Consider the following 25,672-nt stretch of genomic DNA (forward strand, 5'->3'; position numbering starts at 1 on the left):
TCGTCGCTAAATAAAAACTAAGAAAGGTATAACGACACCTTGCTCAATCCTAGACAATTTTGTCAAAAATATACAATTTTGTGTGCGTACACAAAATTGTATCATTATATTTGTGTACGTACACGAAAATACAAATCAAAAAGAAACCTAAATGAATAAAGTAATCGTATTAACAGGAGCAGGCGGTGTGTTATGTAGCACTTTAGCTATAGCACTTGCAAAACAAGGAAATAAAATTGCTGTTTTAGATTTAAGAAAAGAGGCTGCGGACAAAGTAGCAGATGAAATTAATTCTAACGGCGGAACAGCTATTGGAGTTACTGCAAATGTTTTGGAGAAAGACACTTTAATAGCAGCCAAGAAAACTGTAAATGATGCTTTTGGAAAAGTTGATATCTTATTAAATGGAGCAGGTGGAAATCACCCTTTAGGAACAACTTCTAATCCCTTTTTAGAATTAGAAGATTTAGCAAATAAAACAGAAGGTTTTAAAACTTTCTTCGATTTAGATCCAAAAGGAATAGAGTTTACATTCAACCTTAATTTCTTAGGAACTTTAATTCCTACACAAGTATTTGCAACAGATATGGTAGGTAGAGAAGGTTGTTCTGTATTGAATATTTCTTCTATGAATGCGTTTACACCCTTAACAAAAATACCAGCTTATAGTGGTGCAAAAGCTGCAGTCTCTAACTTTACACAATGGCTAGCTGTTCACTTTTCTAAAGTAGGAATCCGTGTTAATGCATTAGCCCCTGGCTTTTTCTTAACCGACCAAAACAGAACATTACTAACAAATACAGACGGAAGTTTAACACAAAGAGGACAACAAATTATTAACCAAACACCAATGGGTCGTTATGGAGAACCTGAAGATTTAATAGGCACAACATTATGGTTATGTGGTGAAGGTGCAAAGTTTGTAACAGGAGTTGTAGTGCCAATTGACGGTGGATTTTCAGCCTATAGTGGCGTTTAAAAAACAAAAACATGATACAAAATTTAGAACAAACATGGCGTTGGTACGGACCAAATGACCCTGTTTCTTTATCTGACATAAAACAAGCAGGAGCAACAGGAATTGTTTCGGCATTACATCATATTCCAAATGGAGAAGTTTGGACGGTTAAAGAAATCAACAAAAGAAAAGAAGTTATAGAAAATATTGGACTTACATGGTCTGTTGTAGAATCGGTACCTATCCACGAAAACATTAAAACAAAGTTTGGGGATTATCAGTTATATATTGACAATTACAGACAAACCTTATTGAATTTAGGGGAATGTGGAATTGATACCGTATGTTATAATTTTATGCCCGTTTTAGATTGGACACGTACCAATTTAGATTATGAAGTTTCTGATGGATCAACCGCATTACGTTTTGAAGCAGCAGCTTTTGCAGCTTTTGAATTGTATTTATTAAAAAGACCAGGGGCAGAACACCACTATTCTGATGTTCAAAAAGAAAAAGCAGCAGCGTTTTTAAAAAATTCAACAGCTGAAGAACAAAAGACTTTAGTTAGAAATATTATAGCGGGTTTACCTGGTGCTGAAGAAGGTTATACTTTAGAAGAATTTAATGCCATTTTAGCCACTTATAAAAATGTTGGTCCGGAGGAATTAAAAGCAAATTTATTTTCATTTTTATCCGAAATTATTCCCGCAGCAGAACAAGCTGGAGTCTTAATGTGTATTCACCCAGATGATCCACCTTTTCCAATTTTAGGTTTACCAAGAGTGGTTTCAACAGAACAAGATATTGTTGATTTATACAAAGCGGTTCCTTCTCACAACAACGGACTAACATTCTGTACAGGTTCTTTCGGTGTAAGAGCTGATAATGATTTAGCAGGAATGGTAGAACGTCTTGGTGATCGTATTCATTTTATTCATTTACGGGCTACAAAAAGAGATGCTGAAGGTAATTTTCATGAAGCAGATCATTTAAATGGCGATGTAGATATGTATGCCGTGATGAAAGCTTTAATTAAAGAGCAACAAAAACGTATTGAAGCCGGACGAACAGATCTTAGAATGCCATTTAGACCCGATCATGGACACAAAATGTTAGATGATTTAAAAAAGAAAACAAACCCTGGTTATTCTGGTATTGGACGCTTACGTGGCTTGGCAGAATTACGTGGTTTAGAATTAGGTATTAGACGTTCATTATAACATAGAATTTTTTCAAAATGACTAGTAAATCACCTTTTATAAAGGCTAATTTTTTACTGCAATCTGAAGTCGCAGAAACACTATATCATCAGTACGCTAAAGATTTACCGATTATAGATTATCACAATCATTTGTCACCACAAATCATTGCAGAAGATCTACCTATAAAAAATATTACAGAAGCTTGGTTAAATGGTGATCATTACAAATGGCGTGGTATGCGTGCTAATGGCATTGAGGAAACTTTTATTACAGGAAATAAAACAACGCAAAAAGAAAAATTTTTAAAATGGGCAGAAACGGTTCCTTATACATTAAGGAACCCGCTGTTTCATTGGACGCATTTAGAACTCAAACGCTATTTTAATATTGATGATCTTTTGCAACCGGCAACAGCAGAAGTAATTTATAATAAAGCAAACACTGTTTTAGAAAGCAAAACGCCTGCGCAATTATTAGAGCAAATGAACGTTGAAGTCATTTGCACTACTGATGACCCATCAGATAATTTGGAACATCATAAAATAATTGCAAAAAAAGGATTCTTCACTAAAGTTCTACCCACATTTAGATCCGATAACTTAATTTTAATTGAAGCAAGTAATTATGTCAATTATATTAAAAAACTAGCTTCTGAAGTTGAATTTTCAATTTCAAACTTATCAGAATTATTAAAGGCTATTCAACATAGAGTTGACTTTTTTAACACGTTAGGTTGCCTACTTTCAGATTATGGATTAGAGCAAATTTATGCTTTTGATTTTACAAAAACCGAAGCCGATGCTATCTTTCAAAAACGTCTATCAAATACCGCTATTTCAAAAGACGAAGCCAATGTATTTGCCTCTTGTATCTTATTTGAATTGTGTAAAATGTATCATGCAAAAGGCTGGGTGCAACAATTCCATTTAGGCGCCTTAAGAAACAATAATAGCCAGTTATTAGACCAAATAGGTTTAGATGCTGGCGGAGATTCTATTAATGATTTTAATCAGGCACAAGCCATGTCTAAATTGTTTAATCAATTAGATGCTGAAAATTCATTATCAAAAACCATTACTTATAATTTGAACCCATCTCAAAACGAAGTATTCGCAACCATGATGGGAAATTATAGCGAAGCAGGTATTCCTGGAAAAATGCAATGGGGTTCTGGCTGGTGGTATTTAGACCAAAAAGATGGTATAGAAAAACAGTTAAACACACTTTCATACATGGGCTTATTAAGTCGGTTTATTGGTATGGTAACAGACAGTCGTAGTTTTTTATCCTTCCCGAGACATGAGTATTTTAGACGAATTCTATGTAACTTAATTGCAGAAGATGTCAATAACGGGCTTGTACCAAATGATATTGAATTTCTCGGAAAAATGATTCAAGACATTTGCTATCATAATGCAGTTAACTATTTCGATTTTGAAAATTAGATATTAAAACATTTCCTGATAGCCAACTCGCTTCTGAAAGAGAAGTACTTGAGTTATTACAAAAGTAAGCGCCGCAATCTTATCTAATTTATACCAGAATATCATGTATTTGGCATTCCTTATGTATTTAAAACAAACAACAATTTAATGTTTTAGAAAGAAGCCTTGGTGTTTAAATTATAATGCTTTCAGATTTTTATAACCACTTTTCCCATAAAAACGACGTTACATCATTGAACCATATATAAGAATCCTAAGTCACAAAAAAAATCCGCGTTTCTCCATTAGGTGAAACGCGGATTATATAAAATAATTTATAATCTTAATTTGCAGTAATTGTAATTTTTAAAACTGCATTCACACTTGGGTAATCAAAGCCATCATTGATATTAGATAATAATTGAACCTGTTCTGTTTCATCTATTCCAGTATCTGCAGCTAATTGATTAGTCACAGTATTTGGACCAATGGCAGGCTGTTCGTTAACCTCTGTTCCAGCATCCCATAAATAAACCTCATTTGTGATATCTCCACTTAAAGGCGTTCCGTCTGCACTAAATAATTCAATTCCTGTATCTTGAGTTGCAAACAACACATCGTTTGTAGCCGCTAACATACTTGCAAATGATAAGCTATTTCCAGCTTCAGCTGTAAAGCTAAACGTGTAAGTGTTTCCTGGTAATAAAGGCCCAGGACCACTACCTCCATCTACAGTATTAAAAACAGCACCTGAAATTTGGCCTTCTAATCCACTTAGGTTATCTGCTAAAACAGCCGTATTTCCATCTTCAGCAATATGCTCTAATCCTAAATCGTAATCTGTAACTCCTGATGTGAATAATGGCATCGTATTTCCTTCGTGAACTACAAAGATTCCTGGAGATGACGGGTAAGTAACACCAGTGTTATCAGCAGTGTATTCACCAAGAGGTGTAGCATTTCCATCTTCAGAAATACCTTCTACACCTTGACCATAATCAGCTTCACCTTCTGTAAATAAAGGATTTGTATCACCATGAATCACATAAACACCAGGAGATAAAGGTGCCACAGACATCCCTGCACTTGTATCTAAACTTGCCGTTGATAAATCTTCAATAGACACTGTAAACATAGTACCTTCAGTATGTGTAATACTTACTGAAATTATTTCATTTACTTCTGGATAATCAAAGATAAAGCCATTGGTAACATCTGCAATTTTTAATACGTTTCCATTTTCTACCTCTCCAGTATCTGGACCAGATTGCATGCCTACCGTATTAGGACCTACTGCTGGTTCTTCGTTAACTTCTGTTCCGGCATCCCATAAATAAACTTGATCTGTAACATCTCCAGAAATAGGATCTCCATTATCATCGTACAATGCAATTCCATTACCTTCAGGAGCAAAAAATAAATCGTTGGTTGCAGCTAACATAGTTGCAAAAGATAATTTTTGACTTCTCCCAGCATTAACAGTAAACTCATAACGTTTTCCTGGAGTTGCTGGTCCAGGAGCAGCATCACCAACAGGAGTATTAAATATTCCAGAATCTATAAAACTATAGGCGCTACCAATATTTTCAATACTGACTGTAAAATTAGTAGTTTCGCTTGGATCTACTGTAGTGTTGTCGTCGTCATTATCGCAACTTGCAAAAAGTGTAATAACGGATAAAAGTGTAATAAATTTAAAATTCTTCATTTGTAAATATGTTAATGATTATATATCCACAAATATCCTCCGAGAGTATCACCAAATTATAACAACGATATAACCATAGTATAAAATATTATATAAAATTTATAACGATGCCGTTCTTTTAAGCACTGGCAGGTTAAAATAAAACTCGGTACCCTGATTTAAAATACTATTTACTTTTATGGTTGAATTATGGAGGTCCATAATCTTTTTAACAATGGCCAACCCTAGTCCACTACCTTTGGTGGCATCAGAATAAAACTTGCCTTTTCGGTAGCGTTCAAATATATAAGGTAACTCTTGAGACTCTATACCCCTTCCTGTATCTGAAACCTTTACCATCACCTGATCATTTACTCTATAAAGCTCTAAGGTTACTACATCTCCCTGCTCACAATGTTTAATTGCATTGTCAATTATATTTTGTAAAGCACGATCGATTAAGGCGATATCTGCATATACAAAAGGTAAATCTTTAGAATATACCGTATTAATACTAACGCCTTTATCTTTAGCAATGATGCGGTATTTATCGGCAATATCTTGAATAATTTCTGCCATTTGTAAGGCTTCTGGCTGCACGGCTTTTTGATTAGCTTCCAAAACACTTAATTCAAACAAATCGTTAACCAATTTCTTAAGACGTTCCGAGTTTTTAAGCACTATTTCCATGTAACGATTCTTTTCCTTTTCATCTAAAGCATCACCTTTAATCATAATAGTTTCTATAAAACCCTGAATAGAAGCAATAGGTGTTCTTAAGTCGTGTGAAATATTTGCGATAAGTTCTTTTCGTAAATTGTCGACACTTTGTAAATCTTGAATATTACTTTGAATGGTATCAGCCATGTCGTTATAGGTATTAGCCAATAAACCCATTTCGCCATGCTGTACACCTGCTACACGGGCATCGTGATTACCATTTTTAAAAGACGTAAACGCCGCAATAATTTTATTAAAATTTCTTGTGATAATATAAATGGAAAGTAACGCCACCAATAATGCTGCAAATAGCGCATATAAGACATTACGCATGCTTAGTTTACGAATATAGCTAGCCTCATGTTTTTTAATCAGCGAATCATAATCGTTACCACCTACTATAGTATAGATGTAGCCTACTTTTTCGTTATTATAAAGATAGGGTGCTGCTGAAAATATTTTTTTTGTTCCTGGTAATTTTGGGTCGTCTCCTTTAATAAATACTTCACCATCTTGAGCAATAAATTCTGTTATAGGTTTTAAGTCGATGCGCCTTGCTTTTACCTCTTTATTCATGGCTACATGTTTTAGAATGTTACCATCTAAGTCTAATAAATAGACCTCAGTTGCCGGATTTGTAGCCATTACATGGTGCATTAAGCTGCTCATTTTAGAACCGACTACCGAATCACCATCGTAAAGTCCTTGAATTTCTTCAACAATATATCCTGCTACATTTCTATTTAAGCCTTGTGTAATTTCGTCGTGATAATCTTCTGAAAGTTGGGTGGATGTTCTGGTAATTAAAAAGGCAAGTACTACAAATAATAGGGTGAGTACACCTGCAATTTTGTAAAATAAAGTGTTTTTTGTTTTCATAATGTCTTAGTATTCGGAAAATCGGTACCCAACTCCCCAAGTGGTAAGTATATATTCTGGGTTGCCAGGATCTTGTTCTATTTTTGCTCGTAAACGGTTAATATGAGAATTTACGGTATGTTCATAACCTTCAAATTCATACCCCCAAATACGATGCAACAATTGTGCACGACTATAGGTTTTACCCACATTATTGGCTAATAAACACAGTAATTCAAATTCTTTAGGTGTAAGATTAAGGCGTTCTCCTTGTAATTCTACTTTTCTCATTTCCTGATTGACCACAAGATCTTTATGCGTTAATAGAGGCAAATTTTCTTCTTCTGATGTAGCTGTTTTAGTATCTAAGGTTTGGCGCCTAATTATAGCTTTTACACGAGCTTGCAATTCGCGAACACTAAACGGTTTTGTCATATAATCGTCTGCACCTGTTTCAAGGCCTAAAATCTTATCGATTTCATCACTCTTACTGGTAAGCATGAGTATTGGAGTATTAATATTAGAGGCTCTTAACTCTCTGCAAATGTCTAAGCCTTTTTTACCAGGTAACATTACATCTAAAATAATTAGATCGTAAGCATTTGTAGAAGCTTCTATAAAACCTTCGCTACCATTATAACAACTTTTTAAACTTGTTTGATCGTCTTCAAGGTTTATAGTGACCAATTCGGCGATATGAACGTCGTCTTCGACAACTAAAATTTGAACCATTTCAATATATTTTGTGGGCAATCTAATCTTAAAGTATCAAGAAAGTATCCCGATATTATGTTATTAAAAAAATAATATGTACTTCGATTACAGGTTAATACTTAAAATAGACGAAAGAAGTTGAAGATGCTTTCAAATTTAAAAAAGTAAATATCTTGAAAACCTAAGTAAAGGTTGCTAATAAATAAAAATGGATCTTTTTATATCTAGTATCGGAGTTACTAGATTTTGACTATGCTAAAAAATAAACCCTTGAAAACAACTAGTGCTTACAAGGGTTTTTCTTTTGTGGTCCCACATGGACTCGAACCATGGACCACCTGATTATGAGTCAGGTGCTCTAACCAACTGAGCTATAGGACCAATTAACATTACTGTTAATTTTACTCTTATTTAAAAGAGATTGCAATATTACTACATATTTTAAAACTGACAAAGAATTTTTAACTCTTTATATCTTGGCAAAGTTCAATTAGTACACCATTGGTTGATTTTGGGTGTAAAAAAGCGATTAATTTATTGTCCGCTCCACGTTTTGGTTGTTTATGAATCATTGTAAAGCCTTCTTTTGTTAAGCGCTCTATTTCAGCTTCAATATCATCTACAGCAAAAGCAATATGATGCATGCCCTCCCCTTTTTTCTCAATAAATTTAGCAATCGGACTGTCTTCTGTTGTTGCCTGCAATAATTCAATTTTATTAGGTCCACACTTAAAAAATGAGGTTTTTACACCTTCACTTTCTACATCTTCAATTTTATAATGAGCTTCACCAAATAAGGTTTTAAATAAATGATTAGAATTTTCAATGTCTTTTACTGCAATACCTATATGTTCTATTTTTTTCATCTTTATTGGATTACAATTTCAGCTAAAAACAGAAATCGTATTAATAATTTACATTCAAAAATAAGATTATCTTTAAATAACCTCTACTTTTGCAAATCATTAGTTATAATGATTATTATGGAAGAATTTACACAGAGACAGAAAAAAATAGGAGGTATACTCCAACAAGATTTAGCAGAAGTTTTACAAAAAGCAGCTTCTGATGGGGGGTTACGAGGTGTTATTATCTCAGTGAGTAAAGTAAATGTTACTACAGATCTTTCTATGGCTAAGGTGTATCTTAGTATTTTTCCAAATAAGGAAGCTGAGCCATTATTAGAAGGAATTAAATCCAATAAACCACTTATTAGACACGAATTAGCGCAACGCACACGCCACCAATTGAGACGTATGCCTCAATTAGAATTTTTTATTGATGATTCTTTAGAATATATTGATGGTATTGAGCGTTCTCTAAAAGGTGAAGACAATCCGTTAGAAAACCCAGATTTATTAGGTAAGCGTAAAAAATCATAAGTGAATTTTCCTTTATATATAGCAAAACGTTATCTGTTTTCTAAAAGCAGTAATAATGCTATTAATATAATGACGTTAATTGCTTCTGGTGGTGTTATTATAGCAGCAGCAGCACTCTTTATTGTATTGTCTGTCTTTGCAGGCTTAAAAGACTACAGCCTTAATTTTTCTTCTTTTGTAGATCCTGATTTAAAAGTACTCCCTTCGGAAGGTAAGTCGTTTCAATGGACAGAAAACGATATCAAATCTCTTTTAAAGATTGAAGGTATCGCGGCCTATTCTACGATTATTGAAGAACGGATTATCATTAAATCTGAAAACAAAAATCTTATTGCAACTCTAAAAGGAGTCGATAAAAACTACCTTAATGTTACTAATATTGATTCAATGGTAACAAAAGGGTATTGGATTAAACCCGGTAGTCACGAGGTCGTTTCTGGTTGGGGAATATCTAATAATCTCTCTTTTGGCATTTTAGATTTCCGAAAATCCTTATCCTTATATGTTCCTAAAGCAGGGAAAGGCCAAGCGAGTTCTGCTAAAGGCTATTATAATTCTGTATATGTAAATAATGTTGGCTTATTTGAAATTAATGAAGAACTTAATAATAACTACATTTTTTCAGATATTACGCTTGCTAAGCAATTATTAAGCTATCAAGACAACCAACTAAGTGCTATTGAACTTAAGTTAAAACCAGGCACTAAAGAAGAAGAAATAAGAACACAGCTTAAAGCTACCTTTGGAAATAAAATAGTAATTAAAAACAGAGCACAATTAAATGATGCGTTATTCAAAATGTTGAATACTGAAAACCTTGCTGTTTATCTCATATTTACTTTAGTAATTATCATTGCCCTTTTTAATGTTATTGGTGCTATTATTATGATGATTCTGGATAAGAAAAAATCACTTAACACCTTATTTAATTTAGGTACAGAAACCAAAACGATTAAGTCTATTTTCTTTCTACAAGGAAGTTTAATGACTGTTGTTAGCGGACTAATTGGTGTGAGTATTGGCCTTGTAGTAGTCTTATTACAATTATCTTTTGAATTGGTAATGTTAACTCCAGACTTGCCTTACCCTGTTCGTATTAACTTCTTTAATGTACTTATTGTTTTAGCTACGATTTTTACTTTAGGTATTATCGCATCTAAAATTGCTTCTCAGAGAATTACTCAAGGTTTGATAAAAAGTTAGAAAATAAATAAACTTATTTTTCAAATACCCCAAAATTTTAAAAATCAAAATCATGAAACAACTTTTATTTTTAACAATTTTAATTTTTTCTAAATCTCTTTCTGCACAGACAATCTATACCTATACTGGCATAGGAAACTAGACAGAAGAAGCTAATTGGTCACCAAATTACCCTGGCATAATAATAATAATAATAATAATAAGTGAGACTGATGAAGCTATAATATCTACTGATAGTGAGGTCTCTCTTCTATACGGAACTATTAACGGAAAACTAACTATTAATGGTGAGTTAGGAACATCGTCTACCTTAACCATTAACGGAGAACTAACTATTAATGGTTACCTAAACAATAGATCCACATTAACAATTAATGGAACAGCAACTAACAATGGAACGCACCTATCTAGTTCATTTTTAAGAATATATGGACAGTACACAAATAAAGAAACCCTAACACTTAATTCTTTTTCATATATTTATCCTGATGGAGTTTTAAACAATGAAACTTCTATGACTAGTATTTTATTTTATAACGATGGAACTCTAAATAACACAGGGACTTATATAAATAAAAGTAGTCTATACGGGAATAATAATATACATACTTCAGATTTTGTAAACATCAAAAATTTAACACCAGGAAGCAATAGTAATAGTATTGAAACTTATAATTTTGATGCTAACTTAAGCTTAACTAGTAGTGCTACTTTAACAACAGAAATTGAAAGTACCATTGAAGTTGATTTAGTAAACGTTAATGAAACAGCAACAATTGGTGGTAAATTAAAGGTTAATCTACTAGAAGATTACGACCCTACAATAGGAACAACTTATACCATTTTACAAGCCAACGCTATAACAGGTACTTTTAGTAGTATTGAATATCCTGATTTAGGTACTGATAAAGAGATTTCCATTACTTATAACACAGATAATATAGTTCTTGAAGTTGTGGAAAGTACATTATCTATCGGTTCTGACAACGAATTAAACAATGTAATTATTTACCCTAATCCTACTTCGAGTGTTTTAAATATAAATAACACTAATACTGTTTCACAAATAGCTATCTATTCTGTTTTAGGTCAAAAAATTAAAACATTGACACTAAGTATAGGAAATAATAGTATAGATGTAAGTCATCTAAAAAAAGGCGTTACATGCTTTTAATTGATAAAAACTTATACAAGTTTATTAAAAATTAGAGAACTTATTCTTTTATAAACTTATTTGGGCGCTATTTGGTTTTAATCAAATAGCGCCCATTTTTTTAAATCAATTTAGCATACAATACTTTTTAAAATAAATAAAAGTAAGCACAAATCAATAATAGCATTTTAGTTAAATATGAAGAATTTATAAAGTGAATTTATAATCAGAAAACTTATCTAAAACCTCATCAAAGGCAGCAAAAACATCCTTAGAGTCATCACTTGTTACCATTTTCATGCGGAATTCCTTAAAATGCGGAATTCCTTTAAAATAGTTAGTATAATGTCTTCGGGTTTCAAAAACCCCTAAGGTTTCTCCTTTCCAATCAATTGCCATTTGAAGATGACGTCTTGCGGCATCTACACGTTCTGCTAACGAAATAGGAGCTAAGTGTTCACCTGTTTCAAAAAAGTGCTTCACCTGCTTAAAAAACCATGGATTTCCTATAGATGCTCTACCAATCATAGCGCCATCTAACCCGTAAGAATCTCGCATTAGCATCGCTTTTTCTGGTGTATCTACATCTCCATTTCCAAATACAGGAATATGCATACGAGGGTTATTCTTTACCTCAGCAATCGGTTTCCAATCAGCTTCACCTTTATACATTTGAGCCCTAGTTCTACCATGAATAGAAATTGCTTTACAACCTACATCTTGCAAACGTTCTGCAACCTCAACTATTTTAATAGAATCATGATCCCAACCTAGTCTGGTTTTTACAGTGACAGGTAAATTAGTACGCTTTACCATTTCTGCAGTCAACTGTTCCATTAAACAGATATCTTTTAAAATACCTGCTCCTGCTCCTTTTGATACTACTTTTTTAACCGGACAACCAAAATTGATATCTATAATATCTGGATTCGATTTCTCTACAATATCAATGGTTTGCAGCATGCTTTCCATATTCGCTCCAAAAATCTGAATCCCAACAGGGCGTTCTTTTTCATAAATATCTAATTTCATAACGCTTTTTGCTGCATTACGAATAAGACCTTCACTACTTACAAACTCCGTATACACTACATCTGCGCCCTGCTCTTTGCAAAGTGCTCTAAATGGTGGATCGCTAACATCTTCCATAGGTGCTAAAAGCAATGGAAAGTCAGGTAATTCTATGTCGCCTATTTTAACCAAGAGTATATATTTTGTCGCAAAATTAAGGTTTTTATTATTCTTTGTTAATCTACTTAATAAACTATGTAAAAAATCAATTCAGTTTTAATATGTATATTTATCTCAAAACATTAAAAATGAAAAAGATATTACTTCCTATTTTTATAGTATTAGGCTTACTTGTGAGTTGTGATGCTATAGATGAATTAACAAAATTTGATTTAGATTATCAAAGCAATTTTTCAATTCCGCCAACAACCTTAGTTAATATTCCTATTGCTTTAGATACTCCCGATATCACCACGGGTTCTGAATCTTCTTTTGAAAGTAATAACACACACAAAGATTTAATAGAAAGTATTAAATTAAAAACAATGACAATAACAATTGAAACTCCAGAAGATGGTGATTTCAATTTCCTAAAAGAAATATACATTTACATTAATGCTGAAGGTCTTGAAGAAATAGAAATTGCAAATGGTATTGATTTACAAAACACAAACTCTAATGTTTTAGAATTAAATATTTTAGACCAAGAATTAAGAGAATACATTAAAGAAGATAGTTTTAATCTAAAAGTGAGAACAACTACAGATGAAACCATTAACGAAACTCACAACATTGTAATTGACACAAAGTTTAGAGTTGATGCAGAAATTTTAGGTGTATAAATGATATAAAACGTGTTACAAATTGCGAAACGTTTAATCTATTCCTTGTGTTTTCTTACGATGGTAAATATTTAGCTTTTTTTCAAACCGAAATAATAGCGGTAGTAGAGATACTATTTTGTTTATTGCTCAATGACAAGATTAGTTTAAATCTTTAAGTCTATCTCGTTCTTCAGCATCTGTGGTGTGTTCATTGGTATTAAGTTTAGTGTTACCAAATTTGTAACTAAAACCTAACTTAATAAATCGATTATCACTATTTACAAAACCAGTATTGCTTTGATCTAAGTATTGTGTTTTTGTATAAGTATATTGCTTATTAAATAAGTCTTCAACAGAAAGTGATAAGGTTCCTTTTTTATTTAAAATAGATTTAGAAATGCTTAGCGTAGAAAATAGTTGTCCCTTAACTGTAGTAAAACGTTGAAGGTTTTTAGTTGAATAGAACATTGATAAATTGACATTTAAACTATTATCCTTGAGAAGATATAAGTTTGGTGATAAAATAAATATCTGAGACCATTGATCTTTTTCTACATAGTCTGTATCAAAATTTAATTGCTCTTTTACATAATACGTTGAAGAAACAGCATAAACGCTCCATTTATTAGATGGATAATAATTAAAAATTAAATCTAATCCCGTTTCTGACGTTTTATCAATATTAGTTGGTGTGTAAGCAATGATATTTGTATCGTTATCTTGTCTTGGAAATTCTTCAATTGCATCATCCGTATTCACATAATACCATTCTACAGTAAAATAGTCCAAAAAGTTAACACCAACTTTAAAATGATCTATAAATGAAGGTGTTAAATATGGGTTACCCAAAACAACCGTATTTTCGTTTATAAAAAAGGTAAATGGGTTTAGATCTTTATAACTCGGCCTAGTAATACTACGTTTATAACTGGCATCAATAGTTACATCATCTGTTAATTGGTATGATAAACTAGTGTTTGGAAACCAATTTAAATAATTTTGTGTATTTGTTTCACCCATCATTAAAGACTCTCCTTCAATATTAGTTTGTTCTACTCTAAAACCAAGAATTATATCCCATTTATTCCAAGTTGTGCTATAGTTTGCGTATCCTGAAAACACATTTTCTTTGTAATTAAAAACATCTGTATTACCCACATTTAAAACTTCAGAATTCCCAATAATATCTAATCTTGTAATATCACTATCTGTTTTTACATTAGAATATTTAACGCCAGTTTCAAAATTAGAACTTTCATTGATAGGTAATCTATAATCTATTTTACCCGTTGTAATATCTGTATTTTGATTTGCATTGGTCATAAATTCAGCATCGCCGGTAAACACATTACTATTATCATAGAAACGACTTAAAACCTTTTGGTCTCTATCATAATCATAAGCTGTATAGTGTAAATTAAAAGAAAGAGTAGAGCTGTTTTCATAATTATGTACAAAAGTTACATCTGTACCAACATTATACTTATTATCTCTAGATAAATTACCTGAAGTAAAACGGGATGCAAACACTGAGTTTTCATCTGTAATATTAGTATTGTTATTTATCTTATATTTAAAATAGGGCATATACAACCCTGTACTGGTTACGCTTAGTGTACTTTTATCATTAATATAATAATCAAAATTAAGATTAAGATTATGTGTTTGATACCAGGTATTTCTATTTATGTTAGACTCCCAAATTTCTTCTGTATTATTAGAATTGTCTAAATAATTTACAACATATTCTTGATCTCTATTAATTTTTTTATCAGAATAGCTGTAGTTAAGGTTAAGGTTTATTTTGTCATTTTTAAAATAATGACTTGTTGATGCATTGTATCTTGGAAAAACACCTTGAGTATAATTAGTTTGTACACTTCCTCTATAACCAGTCACTAAATTTTTACTCATTACAATATTTATTATCGAACCGCTATCTGCATCGTAACTAGCAGGTGGATTTGTAATAACTTCAATAGATTTAATATTATTGGCAGGTGTACTTTCTAAAAGCTGTATTAATTCAGATGACGTTAATTGTACTCTTAGATTATTTATAAAGACTGTTGCTTTTGCACTTTTAATATTAATACCTTGATCTCCTACTATAATTCCAGGCGTATTTTTTAAAACACTCAATGTAGACCCCTCTATTAATGCTGTATTCTCTACATTAAAAATTAAACGATCTAGTTTTCGTGTTATGGTTGGTTTTTTAGCAACGACAGTAACTTCTCCTAGGTTTTCTGAAGATTCTTTAAGTGTAATCGTTTTTAAATCTAAATCTGTGGTAAGTACAATTTTTTGATTAAAATCTTCAAACCCCACATAGCTAACCTTAAAAAAAAATGTACTCTCTGTTAAAGTAGTTAAACTAAAAAAACCTGAATCATCTGTTGAAGTGCCTGTAAAGTAATCATCTTCATTTTCTGTTAAAAGAACAACATTCGCAAACTCAATCGGATTATTATTCACATCAACGACACGACCAGAAAGAGTATATTCTTGTGCAAATGCCATAAAAGATAGAGCAAAAAAAAGGACACAAAAATAGTGGCGTTGGCTAATAATCATAAAATTACGTTTGTCTCGCAATATATAAATTGTTTTTTACTTTCTATTGTGGTTTTTCCTCAGTATAATCCATTTTATAAAACAAATATTTTAGATACGTTAAAGCACAAGAAATCAATTATATTTGCAAATTAGTTATTGCCTTAGAAAAAAGACATGAAAAACATACGTAATTTTTGTATTATAGCCCATATTGACCACGGTAAAAGCACTTTAGCTGACCGTCTATTAGATGTTACAGGTTCTGTAACTGCTCGTGAACAACAAGCTCAGCTTTTAGATAGCATGGATTTAGAGCGCGAACGTGGTATTACCATAAAATCGCACGCCATTCAAATGGATTATGAATATGAAGGCGAAAAATATGTATTAAATCTTATTGACACACCTGGTCACGTAGATTTTTCTTACGAAGTTTCTCGTTCTATCGCAGCTTGTGAAGGTGCTTTATTAATTGTAGATGCAGCGCAAAGTATACAAGCACAAACGATTTCTAACCTTTATTTAGCCTTAGAAAATGATTTAGAAATTATTCCGGTATTAAACAAAGTAGATTTACCTAGTGCTAACCCGGAAGAAGTTACAGACGATATTGTTGATCTTTTAGGTTGTGATCCAGAAGAAGTAATTCACGCTAGTGGAAAAACAGGTTTTGGTGTCGAAAATATTTTAAAAGCCATTATTGAAAGAATTCCTGCACCAAAAGGAAATGTAGATGAACCACTTCAAGCTTTAATTTTCGATTCAGTTTATAATACTTTTAGAGGAATTGAAACTTATTTTAGAGTCTTTAATGGTGAAATTAAAAAAGGACAAAAAATTAAATTCGTCGCTACAGGAAAAGAATATTTTGCAGATGAAGTTGGGACTTTAAAACTAACACAAGTTGCAAAACAAAGTGTAAAAGCTGGTGATGTTGGCTATTTAATTACAGGTATAAAAACGGCTAAAGAAGTAAAGGTAGGAGATACCATAACTGATTTTGCTAATCCAACAACCAATGTAATTGCAGGTTTTGAGGATGTAAAACCAATGGTATTTGCTGGTATTTACCCCGTAGATACCGAAGATTACGAAGAGTTGAGAAACTCTATGGAAAAACTTCAACTAAACGATGCGTCATTGGTGTTTCAACCAGAAAGTTCTGCAGCTTTAGGATTTGGTTTCCGTTGTGGTTTCTTAGGAATGCTTCACATGGAAATTATACAAGAACGTTTAGAACGTGAGTTTGATATGACGGTAATTACTACCGTACCTAACGTATCGTACCACGCGTACACCAATAAAAATCCTACTGAAGCTTTTATAGTTAACAATCCTACTGATTTACCAGAACCAACAACCGTAAACCGTGTTGAAGAGCCATTTATAAAAGCTACCATTATTACAAAATCTGATTTTGTTGGTAATGTAATGAGTCTGTGTATTGAAAAACGCGGAATGATTATAAATCAAACCTATTTAACTACAGAACGTGTTGAGTTAATTTTTGAAATGCCATTAGCCGAAATTGTATTCGATTTTTACGATCGTTTAAAAACGGTTTCTAAAGGTTATGCATCTTTCGATTATCATCCAATAGGTATGAAAGCTTCTAAATTAGTACGTTTAGACGTATTATTAAACGCACAGCCTGTAGATGCCCTTTCTGCTTTAATACACACAGATAACGCACATGACATAGGTAAGAAGATGTGTGAGAAGCTAAAAGAATTAATACCTAGACAACAATTCGATATTCCTATCCAAGCAGCTATTGGAGCAAAAATTATAGCACGTGAAACCGTAAAAGCACTTCGTAAAGATGTAACTGCAAAATGTTATGGTGGTGATATTTCTCGTAAACGTAAGTTATTAGAGAAACAGAAAAAAGGTAAGAAACGTATGCGTCAAGTTGGTAATGTAGAAATACCTCAACAAGCATTTATGGCTGTTTTAAAATTGAATGATTAAACTTTAATTGGTAATAAATATTAAAAATTTATTGTTTTCCCTATAATTCAAAAAAAACAGAAGCAATTAGCTTCTGTTTTTTTTTATACAATAATAACTATTTCTTAGTTACAAGTAGCTCCTGCTGCTTCATATGCAGAAATAATATCGTCAAAAGAAGTTCCTTCAGGAAGATCCTCAGTAACCGATTGACCTTCAGTAGTATAAGTATAAGTACCATCTCCATTATCACAATATTCTGTAGAGGTAGCGAATCCAAATATTTCTAAATCACATGTTTGACAAGCAGAATCACTTCCTCCATCGCTACTGTCATCATCACTTGAACAAGATGTAAAACCGATAGCTGCGATTACTGCAAAAGATAAAATAATTTTTTTCATAATAAATTGATTTTTGTTAAGATTTTTAACAAATATGCACTTTTTATGATAAAAACAAAATAAAATAATTTTTTTTAGACGAACGGTACAATCAAAATTGGTAATCACCTACAATAAATGATATAAAATACTAAAAAAACAGCTATTTAATATAAAAATTATTAAAATGAAAATAACAAGGAAGCTCTCCTTCATCATTTTTTTTAACAAAGGATTCCAATATTTATCTTTACTTGCCTTTTTCATAAGGTTTTCATAATAGGCTACATCTTCTATTTCTTGCATTACAGGATATTTACGTGTTACTTCTATTAAATTGAAAAATCATCCGTAGGAGAGAATAAACCTTCTTTCTGTCTCTTTTCCGGAAAACTCATCTTAACTGAAGTACTAATAAACACAAACCGTTTTCTCCAAATTATTTTCTAAATTTTTCAAGGTTACAGTTTTCTAACACCAAAACCACTAATAAACCAGACCTCGTGAGTAAACAATTCAAATTCAACAAATACTAATAACATATTATAATATTAAACTCAACCCAATATGTTAATATGGAAAATTATGAGTAGAATTTTACAATGTTGCTTGGTTATTTTTTAATTTATTTTAATGAATGGACAAGCATTTTTTGAAGACTTTTTAAGTGCTTCTGGCATAGCGAACAACTTTTCCTTAGTTGGCTGAAAATGAAACAAGAGACACCAACGACTCTTATGAAGATGGTTATTCTGTAGATGATGGTGGTGCATGGCCACAGATGGTTTTCTCAATGATGGAACCACAACCATGATAATTAACATGGCAAACAGTGTAAAGCGTGAGTGGTTAATCCAACAATAGAGTATAGCCTCTAATCCAAATAATGAATCTACTTTTAAAACACTTAATTCAGGAGATAAAATTAGATTACTTATCTGTACAGATGGAGGAACAACATTTACTTCTTTAGCTTTATTTGATAGTACTATAGCAGAGTTAGGAGAAATATTCTCCGTAGTATTGATAACTCATATTTTTTAAGCGTTATGCAGTTTACTTTTTATGCATATGAAAGCGATATCAATGCTAATGTTACAAATGTATATATAGATAATTTTGTAGTAACAGATAGTTAAACTCTTTCTACAATAGATATAACCATTGCTAAAGGAATACAGCAGATAATCTATATGGGAAAGATTTAGAATTTTATGAAGTAAATGTGTTTACATTGTTGAATTAAAAAATAAAGAAGGATATACTTACACAGGTAAGTTTATTAAAAAATAATTCCATCTTTTGTCATTTTAGATTAAAAATAAAACACCACTAATAATAGAATAATTTATTCAACTAATTAAACCGTTTTTGTAGAAAAAACTTAGAAAGTGTGTCTAATTATTTTAAAGTTGAATGATAATATTAAACAATACTACAGTCATTCCTTTAAGGTTCTGTAAAATAACTTTTTTTGCATTTTGAAACCTGTAATCTATATATTAAAATATATAATTTAAAAAAAATTAACATAACTTCTATACAACTTGTTTTTATGCAATCTTTTAATATATTTGTGTTAATATTAACTTAAAATATATAATTATGATTAGAATTTTACAATTTTTATTGGTTTTTTTTGCATTTAATGTAATAAACGGTCAAGTGTTTTCGGAAGACTTTACAGGTGTTTCTGGTGTTGCAAATTCATTTTCTTTAGGAGACTGGGATCAGTTTAGAGATAATGATGATAATTATGCTAATGGAAGTTCAAATACTACTGGTGGAGCATGGGCTGCAGATACTTTTAATAATGAATCAACATCTGATGCTATTAGAATTAACATGACAAATGATGCAAAACTTGATTGGTTAACTACACCTTTAATAGATTTATCAGCTACACCTGCATCAGGTAGTTATTTTATTGAGTGGGACATGGCTTTTTCTATAAATAATGAAAGTACATTTCAAGCACTTAATGAAGGAGATGAAATTAGATTACTTATTTCTAAAGATGGAGGAGACACATTTACATCTTTAGCCTTATATGATAGTAATACTATTATAGCAGAAGGAGGAGAATCATTCTCAATAGAATTATCTGACAACTCTTATTTTGTGGATAATGTGCAGGTTGCATTTTATGCCTTTGAAAGCGATATAACTACTAATGCTACAAATGTTTTTATTGATAATTTAGTGATAGCAGATGAAACGCTATCTACAACAGACTTAACAATCTCTGAAGGATTTGATTTATATCCAAACCCTACAACAGATGATCTTTATGTGAAAAATGTACAATTATCAGAAGTGCAATTATTTACATTAATAGGAAGAAAAATAGACGTAGAATATAGCGGATCTACTATTCACACTTCAGCTTTAGCAGCAGGAACTTATATCGTTAAATTAACAGATGATAAAGGTTATACGCACACAAGTAAGTTTATTAAAAAATAAGACTTTCTTAAGTCTGTTTATCTAAAATTAAAAGCAGTTATTTCAAAAAGAAATAACTGCTTTTTTTTATTTAAAGTTATAATAATTAAGACATATTACATCAACTTAAAAACGACTAATAATTTAGAGTTTACTTCCTAAAAATTATACTTCTTCTTTTACAACCTTTTCAACATCAAAAGGTTTTCCTAAATACACCAATTTAAAACCTTCACCTATATCTTCTGCTTTAGTATCGTATACAGATATTATATGAAGTTCACCTTCATCATCTTTTAAAAATAAAGGAATTACAAACTGATCTTTACTTGCTAATTCTATAAGACTAGCATAATGCTCCGAATCATCAATATTCACTTCTTGTATTGCTGGATATTTACGAGTTACTTCCATTAGATTAATATAGTCATCAGTAGGAGAAAACAAGCCTTCTTTAGGGCTATTTTCAGGATTATTCATTTCATCTGAAGTCACCAAACGATACGAACCATTTTCACCAAATTCTTTACCAAACTTTTCAATAACATAAGAATTTATATCAGAATTCCCTGTCATTGCCATAATATAACCCACATCATTTAACTCAATATTATCTGATAGTGTATCTGAATAAATATTACTACTCAAAGCATCTAAACCTAATTCTTGAGCTTTATTTATATTATTTTGATTGCTATCTATAAGCACTACATGACGTCCGTTATTCACTAAATAATGTCCTAATAATCGTGGTAATTTAGAAGCACCGATAATTAAAATACCGTTAGATTTTGTTAAAAACACACCAACCAATCTCGCAAATAAACGAGCAGTGGTAGCATTTAATAAAACGGTTCCTAAAACAATCATAAATACCAAAGGTGTAATGTATTCTGCACCTTCAACACCTTGTCTCATTAGTTTACTTCCAAAAAGAGAAGCAATACCTGCAGCAACAATACCACGGGGACCAACCCAACTTATAAACAATTTTTCTCTAAAGTTTAATTTTGAACCTTTAGTACTTACAAAAACAGCTAATGGTCTAATAACAAAAACTACAATAGCAAAAAGTATTGCTGTTTTCCATGTATAAAGTAAAAGTAAATCTGAAATATTAATATTTGCTGCTAGAAGAATAAATAAAATTGAGATTAACAATACACTTAAAGATTCTTTAAAATAAAGCAGTTCTTTTAAGTTTTCTAGTTTACTATTCCCTAACACCATTCCCATCACTACTACGGCTAATAAACCCGATTCATGTGCAAACAATTCAGACTCAACAAAAACCAATAATACAGTAGATAATGAAACCACATTTAATAAGTAATGCGGAATCAATTTCTTATTTATAGCAAAAGCTAAAGCATGTGCAAAAGTGAACCCAAAGGTTGTACCAAATAATACAATTTTACCAAATTCTATAAGCGCAGTTTTAGTAAAACCACTATCACCGCCAACACTTATAAACTCGAACACCAAAACGGCTACTAAAGCTCCAATTGGGTCAATAAGAATTCCTTCCCATTTTAAAACCGCTGACACGTCTGTTTTAAGAGGAATATTACGTAAAATAGGTGTAATTACGGTTGGGCCAGTAACAATAATAAGTCCGGCAAATAAGAAAGATAAATCTAAACTTAATCCAAAAACATAATGTGCAACCATACCAGATCCAAAAAATGTAATTGCAGAACCTACAGTTATCAATTTTGTTATAACGGGACCTACATTTTTTATTTCAGATCGTTTAAGCGTCAGTCCTCCTTCAAATAAAATAATACTTATCGCAAGTGATACAAAGTAGTATAAACTATCACCAGGAAACAAACCTTTACCCGGAATTAGCTTTCCAAACTCATCTAAAATAGGTTTTCCATATTGATCTAATAGTGGATTATAAATCGGTTCAATCCATTTAGTACCATCTTCACTTAAAAATTCTGCAGCAATAGGGCCAACCAATAATCCAATAAGTATTAAAGGTAAAATCGCTGGAATCTTAAATTTCCAAGCTACCCATTGTGCTAATATGCCAAGGATAATAATTCCTGCTAATTCTAACATTTATTTCTTTTTGTGTGAAAATACTAAATTCTAATTTTATATAAGCCTTTAAGTTATGGGATATAACAAAGATTTATATATTAAATTTACTTATAAAACCTAATGTATATCTAACTTTCAACAGCATTTGGATCTTTTTCTTCAGATTTATAATAAACCCGTTTTAAGCTCTTCTTTAATAACGTAAACCTATAAATACCGATAATAAAAAATAAGATACTAAATATAATAGCTGTTAGTGCTAAGTATTGAAAATTTGAAAACTCTTTAAGCTCAAACAAAGCAATAGCCCCTAATAATAAATATAGAGAAGAACGGACGTAAGATAAAAGCGTACGCTCATTAGCCAAACGAGTACGCTCTATAGCTAAATAATCTCGCAAAATAACCTGTTGATCTGGCTTAAAATCACGCCCAAAACGTAAAAGCTTAATCTTCTTTATTTTTAAAGGTGATTTTGATATTTTTTTCATTGCTAATTCATTTTATACATCTAAATGTAATTATTTTTAAAGTGAGTTTAAAATATGTAGGATTAAATTGTTAAATAACCACTAATAAATTATCCTTTCGTCGATAAAGTTTCACGGATTTAGTAATTTGCGGAGTCTATCTCTAAATATTATATAATGCAATTATATCCTATACAAGCTGGAAACTTTAAACTCGATGGCGGTGCCATGTTTGGTGTCGTACCAAAACCTATATGGCAGCGTACAAACCCCGCTGATAACAATAATATGATAGATATCGCTGCGCGATGTTTATTAATAGAAGATGGAGATCGACTGATCTTAGTCGATACCGGAATGGGGGACAAACAAAATGATAAATTTTTTGGCTATTATTACCTCTGGGGAGATGATACCATTGATAAATCATTAGCCGCTCATGGATTTCATCGTGATGATATTACCGACGTTTTTATGACGCATCTTCATTTTGATCATTGTGGTGGAAGTGTACAATGGAATAAAGACCGAACAGGTTACGAAACAGCCTTTAAAAACGCACATTATTGGAGTAATAAAGACCATTGGAAATGGGCTACTGAACCCAATAGAAGAGAACGTGCTTCGTTTTTAAAAGAAAACATTCTACCTATGGAAGAAAGCGGCCAATTAAAATTTACCGGTCTTCCTGAAGATAAAATTCTTAAAAATTCAGCTTTAGGTTTCGATCTATTCTTTGCTGACGGACATACCGACAAACAAATGATTCCGATGCTACAATACAAAGGAAAAACCATTTGTTTTATGGCAGATTTATTGCCAACCGTTGGCCATTTACCTATGCCTTTTGTAATGGGTTATGATACAAGACCTTTATTAACTCTCGATGAAAAAGAGTTATTTTTAAATATGGCTGCAGACAATAATTTTTATCTCTTTTTAGAACACGACGCTCATAACGAAATTATAACCGTTAAACATACTGAAAAAGGTGTAAGGCTTAATGAAACTTTTACTACAAACGAATTATTTATCTAAACAAAAAAACAATAAAAAAAAACTAATGAAATTTAATTACAAACCTTTAGCATACTTAAGTCTTGTTGGAACCTTATTTCTAGGTTGTGGTAGCACATCAGAAATTCTTTCTACTCCAATAGAAAATATTGATTCTTCACCTTTAAAAGTTACTGAATTAACTGATACTGAAAAGAAACATTGGGGACATTTAGACCTTGTAAAAGATACCATTCCTGGAATGAGTGTTGATAAAGCTTATACTGAAATTATTAAAGATAAAAAAGGAACTAAAGTTATCGTTGCTGTTATCGATTCTGGTATTGATATCGATCATGAAGATTTAAGAAATGTACTTTGGACTAATGAAGATGAAATTCCTAACAACGGAATTGACGATGATAAAAATGGTTATGTAGATGATATTCATGGTTGGAATTTCTTAGGAGATGCATACGATGAACAATTAGAAATGACTAGAATAGTTGCTTCAGGTAACACAAACAATCCTCAATTTGCTGAAGCTAAAACGGAATTAGAAGCAGGAATAGCTAAATTATCTCCTACTAAAATACGTTATGAGCAAATTTATAAAGCATTACAAGATGCTGATGCTGCATTTACAAAGCATTTTGGAACAGAAGATTATACTAATGATCAGGTTAAAGCATTAGAAACTACAGATGAGACTTTACTACAACATAAATCAGTAGCTGCTCAGATGAATAGTTTTGGATTAGAAAGTGTGCAAGCTGCAAAAGAGGAAATAAAAGGAGCATTAGATGGTTTAGCTGAGCGTTTAAACACCAACTACAATTTGGAATTTAAAGGAAGAACAACTGGAGATAACCCAGATGATTTAGCTGATAATCCAGGTTATGGTAACGCAAATGTAAAACCTATAAAAGAAGGTGAATCTCATGGTACACACGTTGCAGGTATTATTGCTGCAGAACGTAACAACGGTTTAGGAGCCAATGGTGTAGCAAACAACGTAGAAATTATGTCTGTTAGAGCAGTACCAAATGGTGATGAATATGATAAAGATGTAGCTTTAGCTATTAGATATGCTGTAGATAATGGTGCAAAAGTAATCAATGGAAGTTTTGGTAAATCTTTTTCTCCACATGCAGAATGGGTAAGAGATGCTATTAAATATGCTTCTGATAATGATGTTGTATTTGTACATGCTGCAGGTAATGATAGTAAAAACGTTGATGAAGGAACTAACTTTCCTGATGATAATGTAAACTTCGAAGAAATTTCTAACACTTACATTAGAGTCGGTTCTTTAACGTCTAAATATGGTTCTAAAATTGTTTCTGGTTTTTCTAACTACGGAAAGAAGAATGTAGATGTTTTTGCACCTGGTTCTGCTATCTATTCTACATTTCCTGATAACGATTATGCAAGTATAAGTGGAACTTCTATGGCTTCCCCTGCTGTTGCTGGTGCCGTAGCTTTAGTTCGTTCTTATTACCCTAAATTAACTGCTGCACAAGTTAAACAAGTGATTTTAGATTCTGGGTTAGCTATAACAACTAAAGTTGTTGTTGGTGGTGATGCCTCTAACATTAAATCTTTTGCAGACTTATCTAAATCAGGAAGAATTGTTAACGTTTATAATGCGTTAATTATGGCTTCTAAATTATAATAAGCA

General features: G+C 31.7%; 20 protein-coding genes and 1 tRNA gene. 11 read left to right on the forward strand and 10 right to left on the reverse strand.

The genetic code is table 11. The features are described from left to right. Positions 1-151 precede the first annotated feature (151 nt). The 3 genes from H0I32_RS07940 to uxaC are packed head-to-tail and all read left to right on the forward strand — an operon-like array spanning position 152 to position 3,605. Entirely contained in the window at positions 152-979 is an 828-nt protein-coding gene (locus H0I32_RS07940) for an SDR family oxidoreductase (RefSeq protein WP_179314195.1), read from the forward strand. 11 nt (positions 980-990) lie between these two features. Beyond that, complete coding sequence (gene uxuA / locus H0I32_RS07945) at positions 991-2,178, forward strand: mannonate dehydratase (protein WP_179314194.1); 1,188 nt, start codon at positions 991-993, stop codon at positions 2,176-2,178. A gap of 17 nt (positions 2,179-2,195) precedes the next feature. Then, positions 2,196-3,605 carry a glucuronate isomerase gene (uxaC, locus tag H0I32_RS07950; RefSeq protein WP_179314193.1) on the forward strand — a complete coding sequence of 470 codons (1,410 nt, stop codon included), beginning with the start codon at positions 2,196-2,198 and terminating at the stop codon, positions 3,603-3,605. A gap of 322 nt (positions 3,606-3,927) precedes the next feature. On the opposite strand, the gene H0I32_RS07955 is transcribed toward uxaC, so the two are convergent. The 5 genes from H0I32_RS07955 to mce form a co-directional block, all read right to left on the reverse strand. Next, complete coding sequence (locus H0I32_RS07955) at positions 3,928-5,292, reverse strand: spondin domain-containing protein (RefSeq protein WP_179314192.1); 1,365 nt, start codon at positions 5,290-5,292, stop codon at positions 3,928-3,930. A gap of 99 nt (positions 5,293-5,391) precedes the next feature. Beyond that, positions 5,392-6,870, reverse strand: coding sequence for a sensor histidine kinase (locus tag H0I32_RS07960; protein WP_179314191.1), 1,479 nt, complete (start codon positions 6,868-6,870; stop codon positions 5,392-5,394). A gap of 6 nt (positions 6,871-6,876) precedes the next feature. Next, positions 6,877-7,581 (reverse strand): response regulator transcription factor, encoded by a 705-nt coding sequence (locus H0I32_RS07965; protein ID WP_179314190.1) that lies wholly within the window; start codon positions 7,579-7,581, stop codon positions 6,877-6,879. 289 nt (positions 7,582-7,870) lie between these two features. Beyond that, positions 7,871-7,944 (reverse strand) — tRNA-Ile (locus H0I32_RS07970). A gap of 80 nt (positions 7,945-8,024) precedes the next feature. Beyond that, positions 8,025-8,429, reverse strand: a complete 405-nt coding sequence (gene mce, locus H0I32_RS07975; protein ID WP_173587601.1) for a methylmalonyl-CoA epimerase — start codon at positions 8,427-8,429, stop codon at positions 8,025-8,027. Positions 8,430-8,546: 117 nt separating this feature from the next. On the opposite strand from mce, the gene rbfA reads away from it, so the two are divergent. The 3 genes from rbfA to H0I32_RS07990 all read left to right on the forward strand — a co-directional run bounded on the left by rbfA (position 8,547) and on the right by H0I32_RS07990 (position 11,322). Continuing rightward, entirely contained in the window at positions 8,547-8,945 is a 399-nt protein-coding gene (gene rbfA, locus H0I32_RS07980) for a 30S ribosome-binding factor RbfA (protein ID WP_173587602.1), read from the forward strand. Beyond that, positions 8,946-10,148, forward strand: a complete 1,203-nt coding sequence (locus tag H0I32_RS07985) for an ABC transporter permease (protein WP_179314189.1) — start codon at positions 8,946-8,948, stop codon at positions 10,146-10,148. 514 nt (positions 10,149-10,662) lie between these two features. Next, complete coding sequence (locus H0I32_RS07990) at positions 10,663-11,322, forward strand: T9SS type A sorting domain-containing protein (protein WP_179314188.1); 660 nt, start codon at positions 10,663-10,665, stop codon at positions 11,320-11,322. Positions 11,323-11,508: 186 nt separating this feature from the next. Here H0I32_RS07990 and dusB read toward each other — a convergent pair whose 3' ends face one another. After that, positions 11,509-12,504, reverse strand: coding sequence for a tRNA dihydrouridine synthase DusB (gene dusB / locus H0I32_RS07995; protein WP_179314187.1), 996 nt, complete (start codon positions 12,502-12,504; stop codon positions 11,509-11,511). A 116-nt stretch (positions 12,505-12,620) separates the two neighbouring features. On the opposite strand from dusB, the gene H0I32_RS08000 reads away from it, so the two are divergent. Further along, positions 12,621-13,154, forward strand: coding sequence for a hypothetical protein (locus tag H0I32_RS08000; protein ID WP_179314186.1), 534 nt, complete (start codon positions 12,621-12,623; stop codon positions 13,152-13,154). Between the two features lie 141 nt (positions 13,155-13,295). Here the strand turns inward: H0I32_RS08000 and H0I32_RS08005 are convergent, their stop codons facing one another. Beyond that, positions 13,296-15,659, reverse strand: coding sequence for a TonB-dependent receptor domain-containing protein (locus tag H0I32_RS08005; RefSeq protein ID WP_246293626.1), 2,364 nt, complete (start codon positions 15,657-15,659; stop codon positions 13,296-13,298). 210 nt (positions 15,660-15,869) lie between these two features. Here H0I32_RS08005 and lepA point away from each other — a divergent pair, with 210 nt between their 5' ends. Further along, entirely contained in the window at positions 15,870-17,666 is a 1,797-nt protein-coding gene (lepA, locus tag H0I32_RS08010; RefSeq protein WP_179314184.1) for a translation elongation factor 4, read from the forward strand. Positions 17,667-17,770: 104 nt separating this feature from the next. Here the strand turns inward: lepA and H0I32_RS08015 are convergent, their stop codons facing one another. After that, a complete protein-coding gene (locus H0I32_RS08015; RefSeq protein ID WP_173587609.1) occupies positions 17,771-18,049 on the reverse strand; it encodes a hypothetical protein in 279 nt (92 codons plus the stop codon). A 1,584-nt stretch (positions 18,050-19,633) separates the two neighbouring features. Between H0I32_RS08015 and H0I32_RS08020 the strand changes: the two genes are divergently transcribed. Continuing rightward, positions 19,634-20,494, forward strand: coding sequence for a T9SS type A sorting domain-containing protein (locus H0I32_RS08020; protein WP_179314183.1), 861 nt, complete (start codon positions 19,634-19,636; stop codon positions 20,492-20,494). 144 nt (positions 20,495-20,638) lie between these two features. On the opposite strand, the gene H0I32_RS08025 is transcribed toward H0I32_RS08020, so the two are convergent. Then, complete coding sequence (locus H0I32_RS08025; protein ID WP_173587611.1) at positions 20,639-22,543, reverse strand: cation:proton antiporter; 1,905 nt, start codon at positions 22,541-22,543, stop codon at positions 20,639-20,641. Between the two features lie 110 nt (positions 22,544-22,653). Then, positions 22,654-23,016 carry a DUF202 domain-containing protein gene (locus tag H0I32_RS08030; RefSeq protein ID WP_218841355.1) on the reverse strand — a complete coding sequence of 121 codons (363 nt, stop codon included), beginning with the start codon at positions 23,014-23,016 and terminating at the stop codon, positions 22,654-22,656. A gap of 156 nt (positions 23,017-23,172) precedes the next feature. Here H0I32_RS08030 and H0I32_RS08035 point away from each other — a divergent pair, with 156 nt between their 5' ends. Then, positions 23,173-24,033 carry an MBL fold metallo-hydrolase gene (locus H0I32_RS08035; protein ID WP_179314182.1) on the forward strand — a complete coding sequence of 287 codons (861 nt, stop codon included), beginning with the start codon at positions 23,173-23,175 and terminating at the stop codon, positions 24,031-24,033. Positions 24,034-24,058: 25 nt separating this feature from the next. Further along, positions 24,059-25,666, forward strand: a complete 1,608-nt coding sequence (locus H0I32_RS08040; protein WP_179314181.1) for a S8 family peptidase — start codon at positions 24,059-24,061, stop codon at positions 25,664-25,666. Positions 25,667-25,672: the final 6 nt, after the last annotated feature.

The organism is Winogradskyella sp. HaHa_3_26 (assembly GCF_019278425.1).
In the GTDB taxonomy this organism is placed as follows: Bacteria; Bacteroidota; Bacteroidia; order Flavobacteriales; family Flavobacteriaceae; genus Winogradskyella; species Winogradskyella undariae.

Excerpts from the sequence above, each read along its gene's own strand:
- H0I32_RS08020 (WP_179314183.1), top strand. The coding sequence starts at position 19,634 with ATGATTAGAATTTTACAATTTTTATTGGTTTTTTTTGCATTTAATGTA.
- H0I32_RS07990 (WP_179314188.1), top strand. The coding sequence starts at position 10,663 with ATGACTAGTATTTTATTTTATAACGATGGAACTCTAAATAACACAGGG.
- H0I32_RS08030 (WP_218841355.1), bottom strand. The coding sequence starts at position 23,016 with ATGAAAAAAATATCAAAATCACCTTTAAAAATAAAGAAGATTAAGCTT.
- H0I32_RS08015 (WP_173587609.1), bottom strand. The coding sequence starts at position 18,049 with ATGAAAAAAATTATTTTATCTTTTGCAGTAATCGCAGCTATCGGTTTT.
- lepA (WP_179314184.1), top strand. The coding sequence starts at position 15,870 with ATGAAAAACATACGTAATTTTTGTATTATAGCCCATATTGACCACGGT.
- H0I32_RS07960 (WP_179314191.1), bottom strand. The coding sequence starts at position 6,870 with ATGAAAACAAAAAACACTTTATTTTACAAAATTGCAGGTGTACTCACC.
- H0I32_RS07955 (WP_179314192.1), bottom strand. The coding sequence starts at position 5,292 with ATGAAGAATTTTAAATTTATTACACTTTTATCCGTTATTACACTTTTT.
- rbfA (WP_173587602.1), top strand. The coding sequence starts at position 8,547 with ATGGAAGAATTTACACAGAGACAGAAAAAAATAGGAGGTATACTCCAA.
- H0I32_RS07965 (WP_179314190.1), bottom strand. The coding sequence starts at position 7,581 with ATGGTTCAAATTTTAGTTGTCGAAGACGACGTTCATATCGCCGAATTG.
- H0I32_RS08005 (WP_246293626.1), bottom strand. The coding sequence starts at position 15,659 with ATGGCATTTGCACAAGAATATACTCTTTCTGGTCGTGTCGTTGATGTG.
- H0I32_RS08035 (WP_179314182.1), top strand. The coding sequence starts at position 23,173 with ATGCAATTATATCCTATACAAGCTGGAAACTTTAAACTCGATGGCGGT.
- H0I32_RS08000 (WP_179314186.1), top strand. The coding sequence starts at position 12,621 with ATGAAAAAGATATTACTTCCTATTTTTATAGTATTAGGCTTACTTGTG.
- uxuA (WP_179314194.1), top strand. The coding sequence starts at position 991 with ATGATACAAAATTTAGAACAAACATGGCGTTGGTACGGACCAAATGAC.
- uxaC (WP_179314193.1), top strand. The coding sequence starts at position 2,196 with ATGACTAGTAAATCACCTTTTATAAAGGCTAATTTTTTACTGCAATCT.
- H0I32_RS07940 (WP_179314195.1), top strand. The coding sequence starts at position 152 with ATGAATAAAGTAATCGTATTAACAGGAGCAGGCGGTGTGTTATGTAGC.
- H0I32_RS08040 (WP_179314181.1), top strand. The coding sequence starts at position 24,059 with ATGAAATTTAATTACAAACCTTTAGCATACTTAAGTCTTGTTGGAACC.
- mce (WP_173587601.1), bottom strand. The coding sequence starts at position 8,429 with ATGAAAAAAATAGAACATATAGGTATTGCAGTAAAAGACATTGAAAAT.
- H0I32_RS08025 (WP_173587611.1), bottom strand. The coding sequence starts at position 22,543 with ATGTTAGAATTAGCAGGAATTATTATCCTTGGCATATTAGCACAATGG.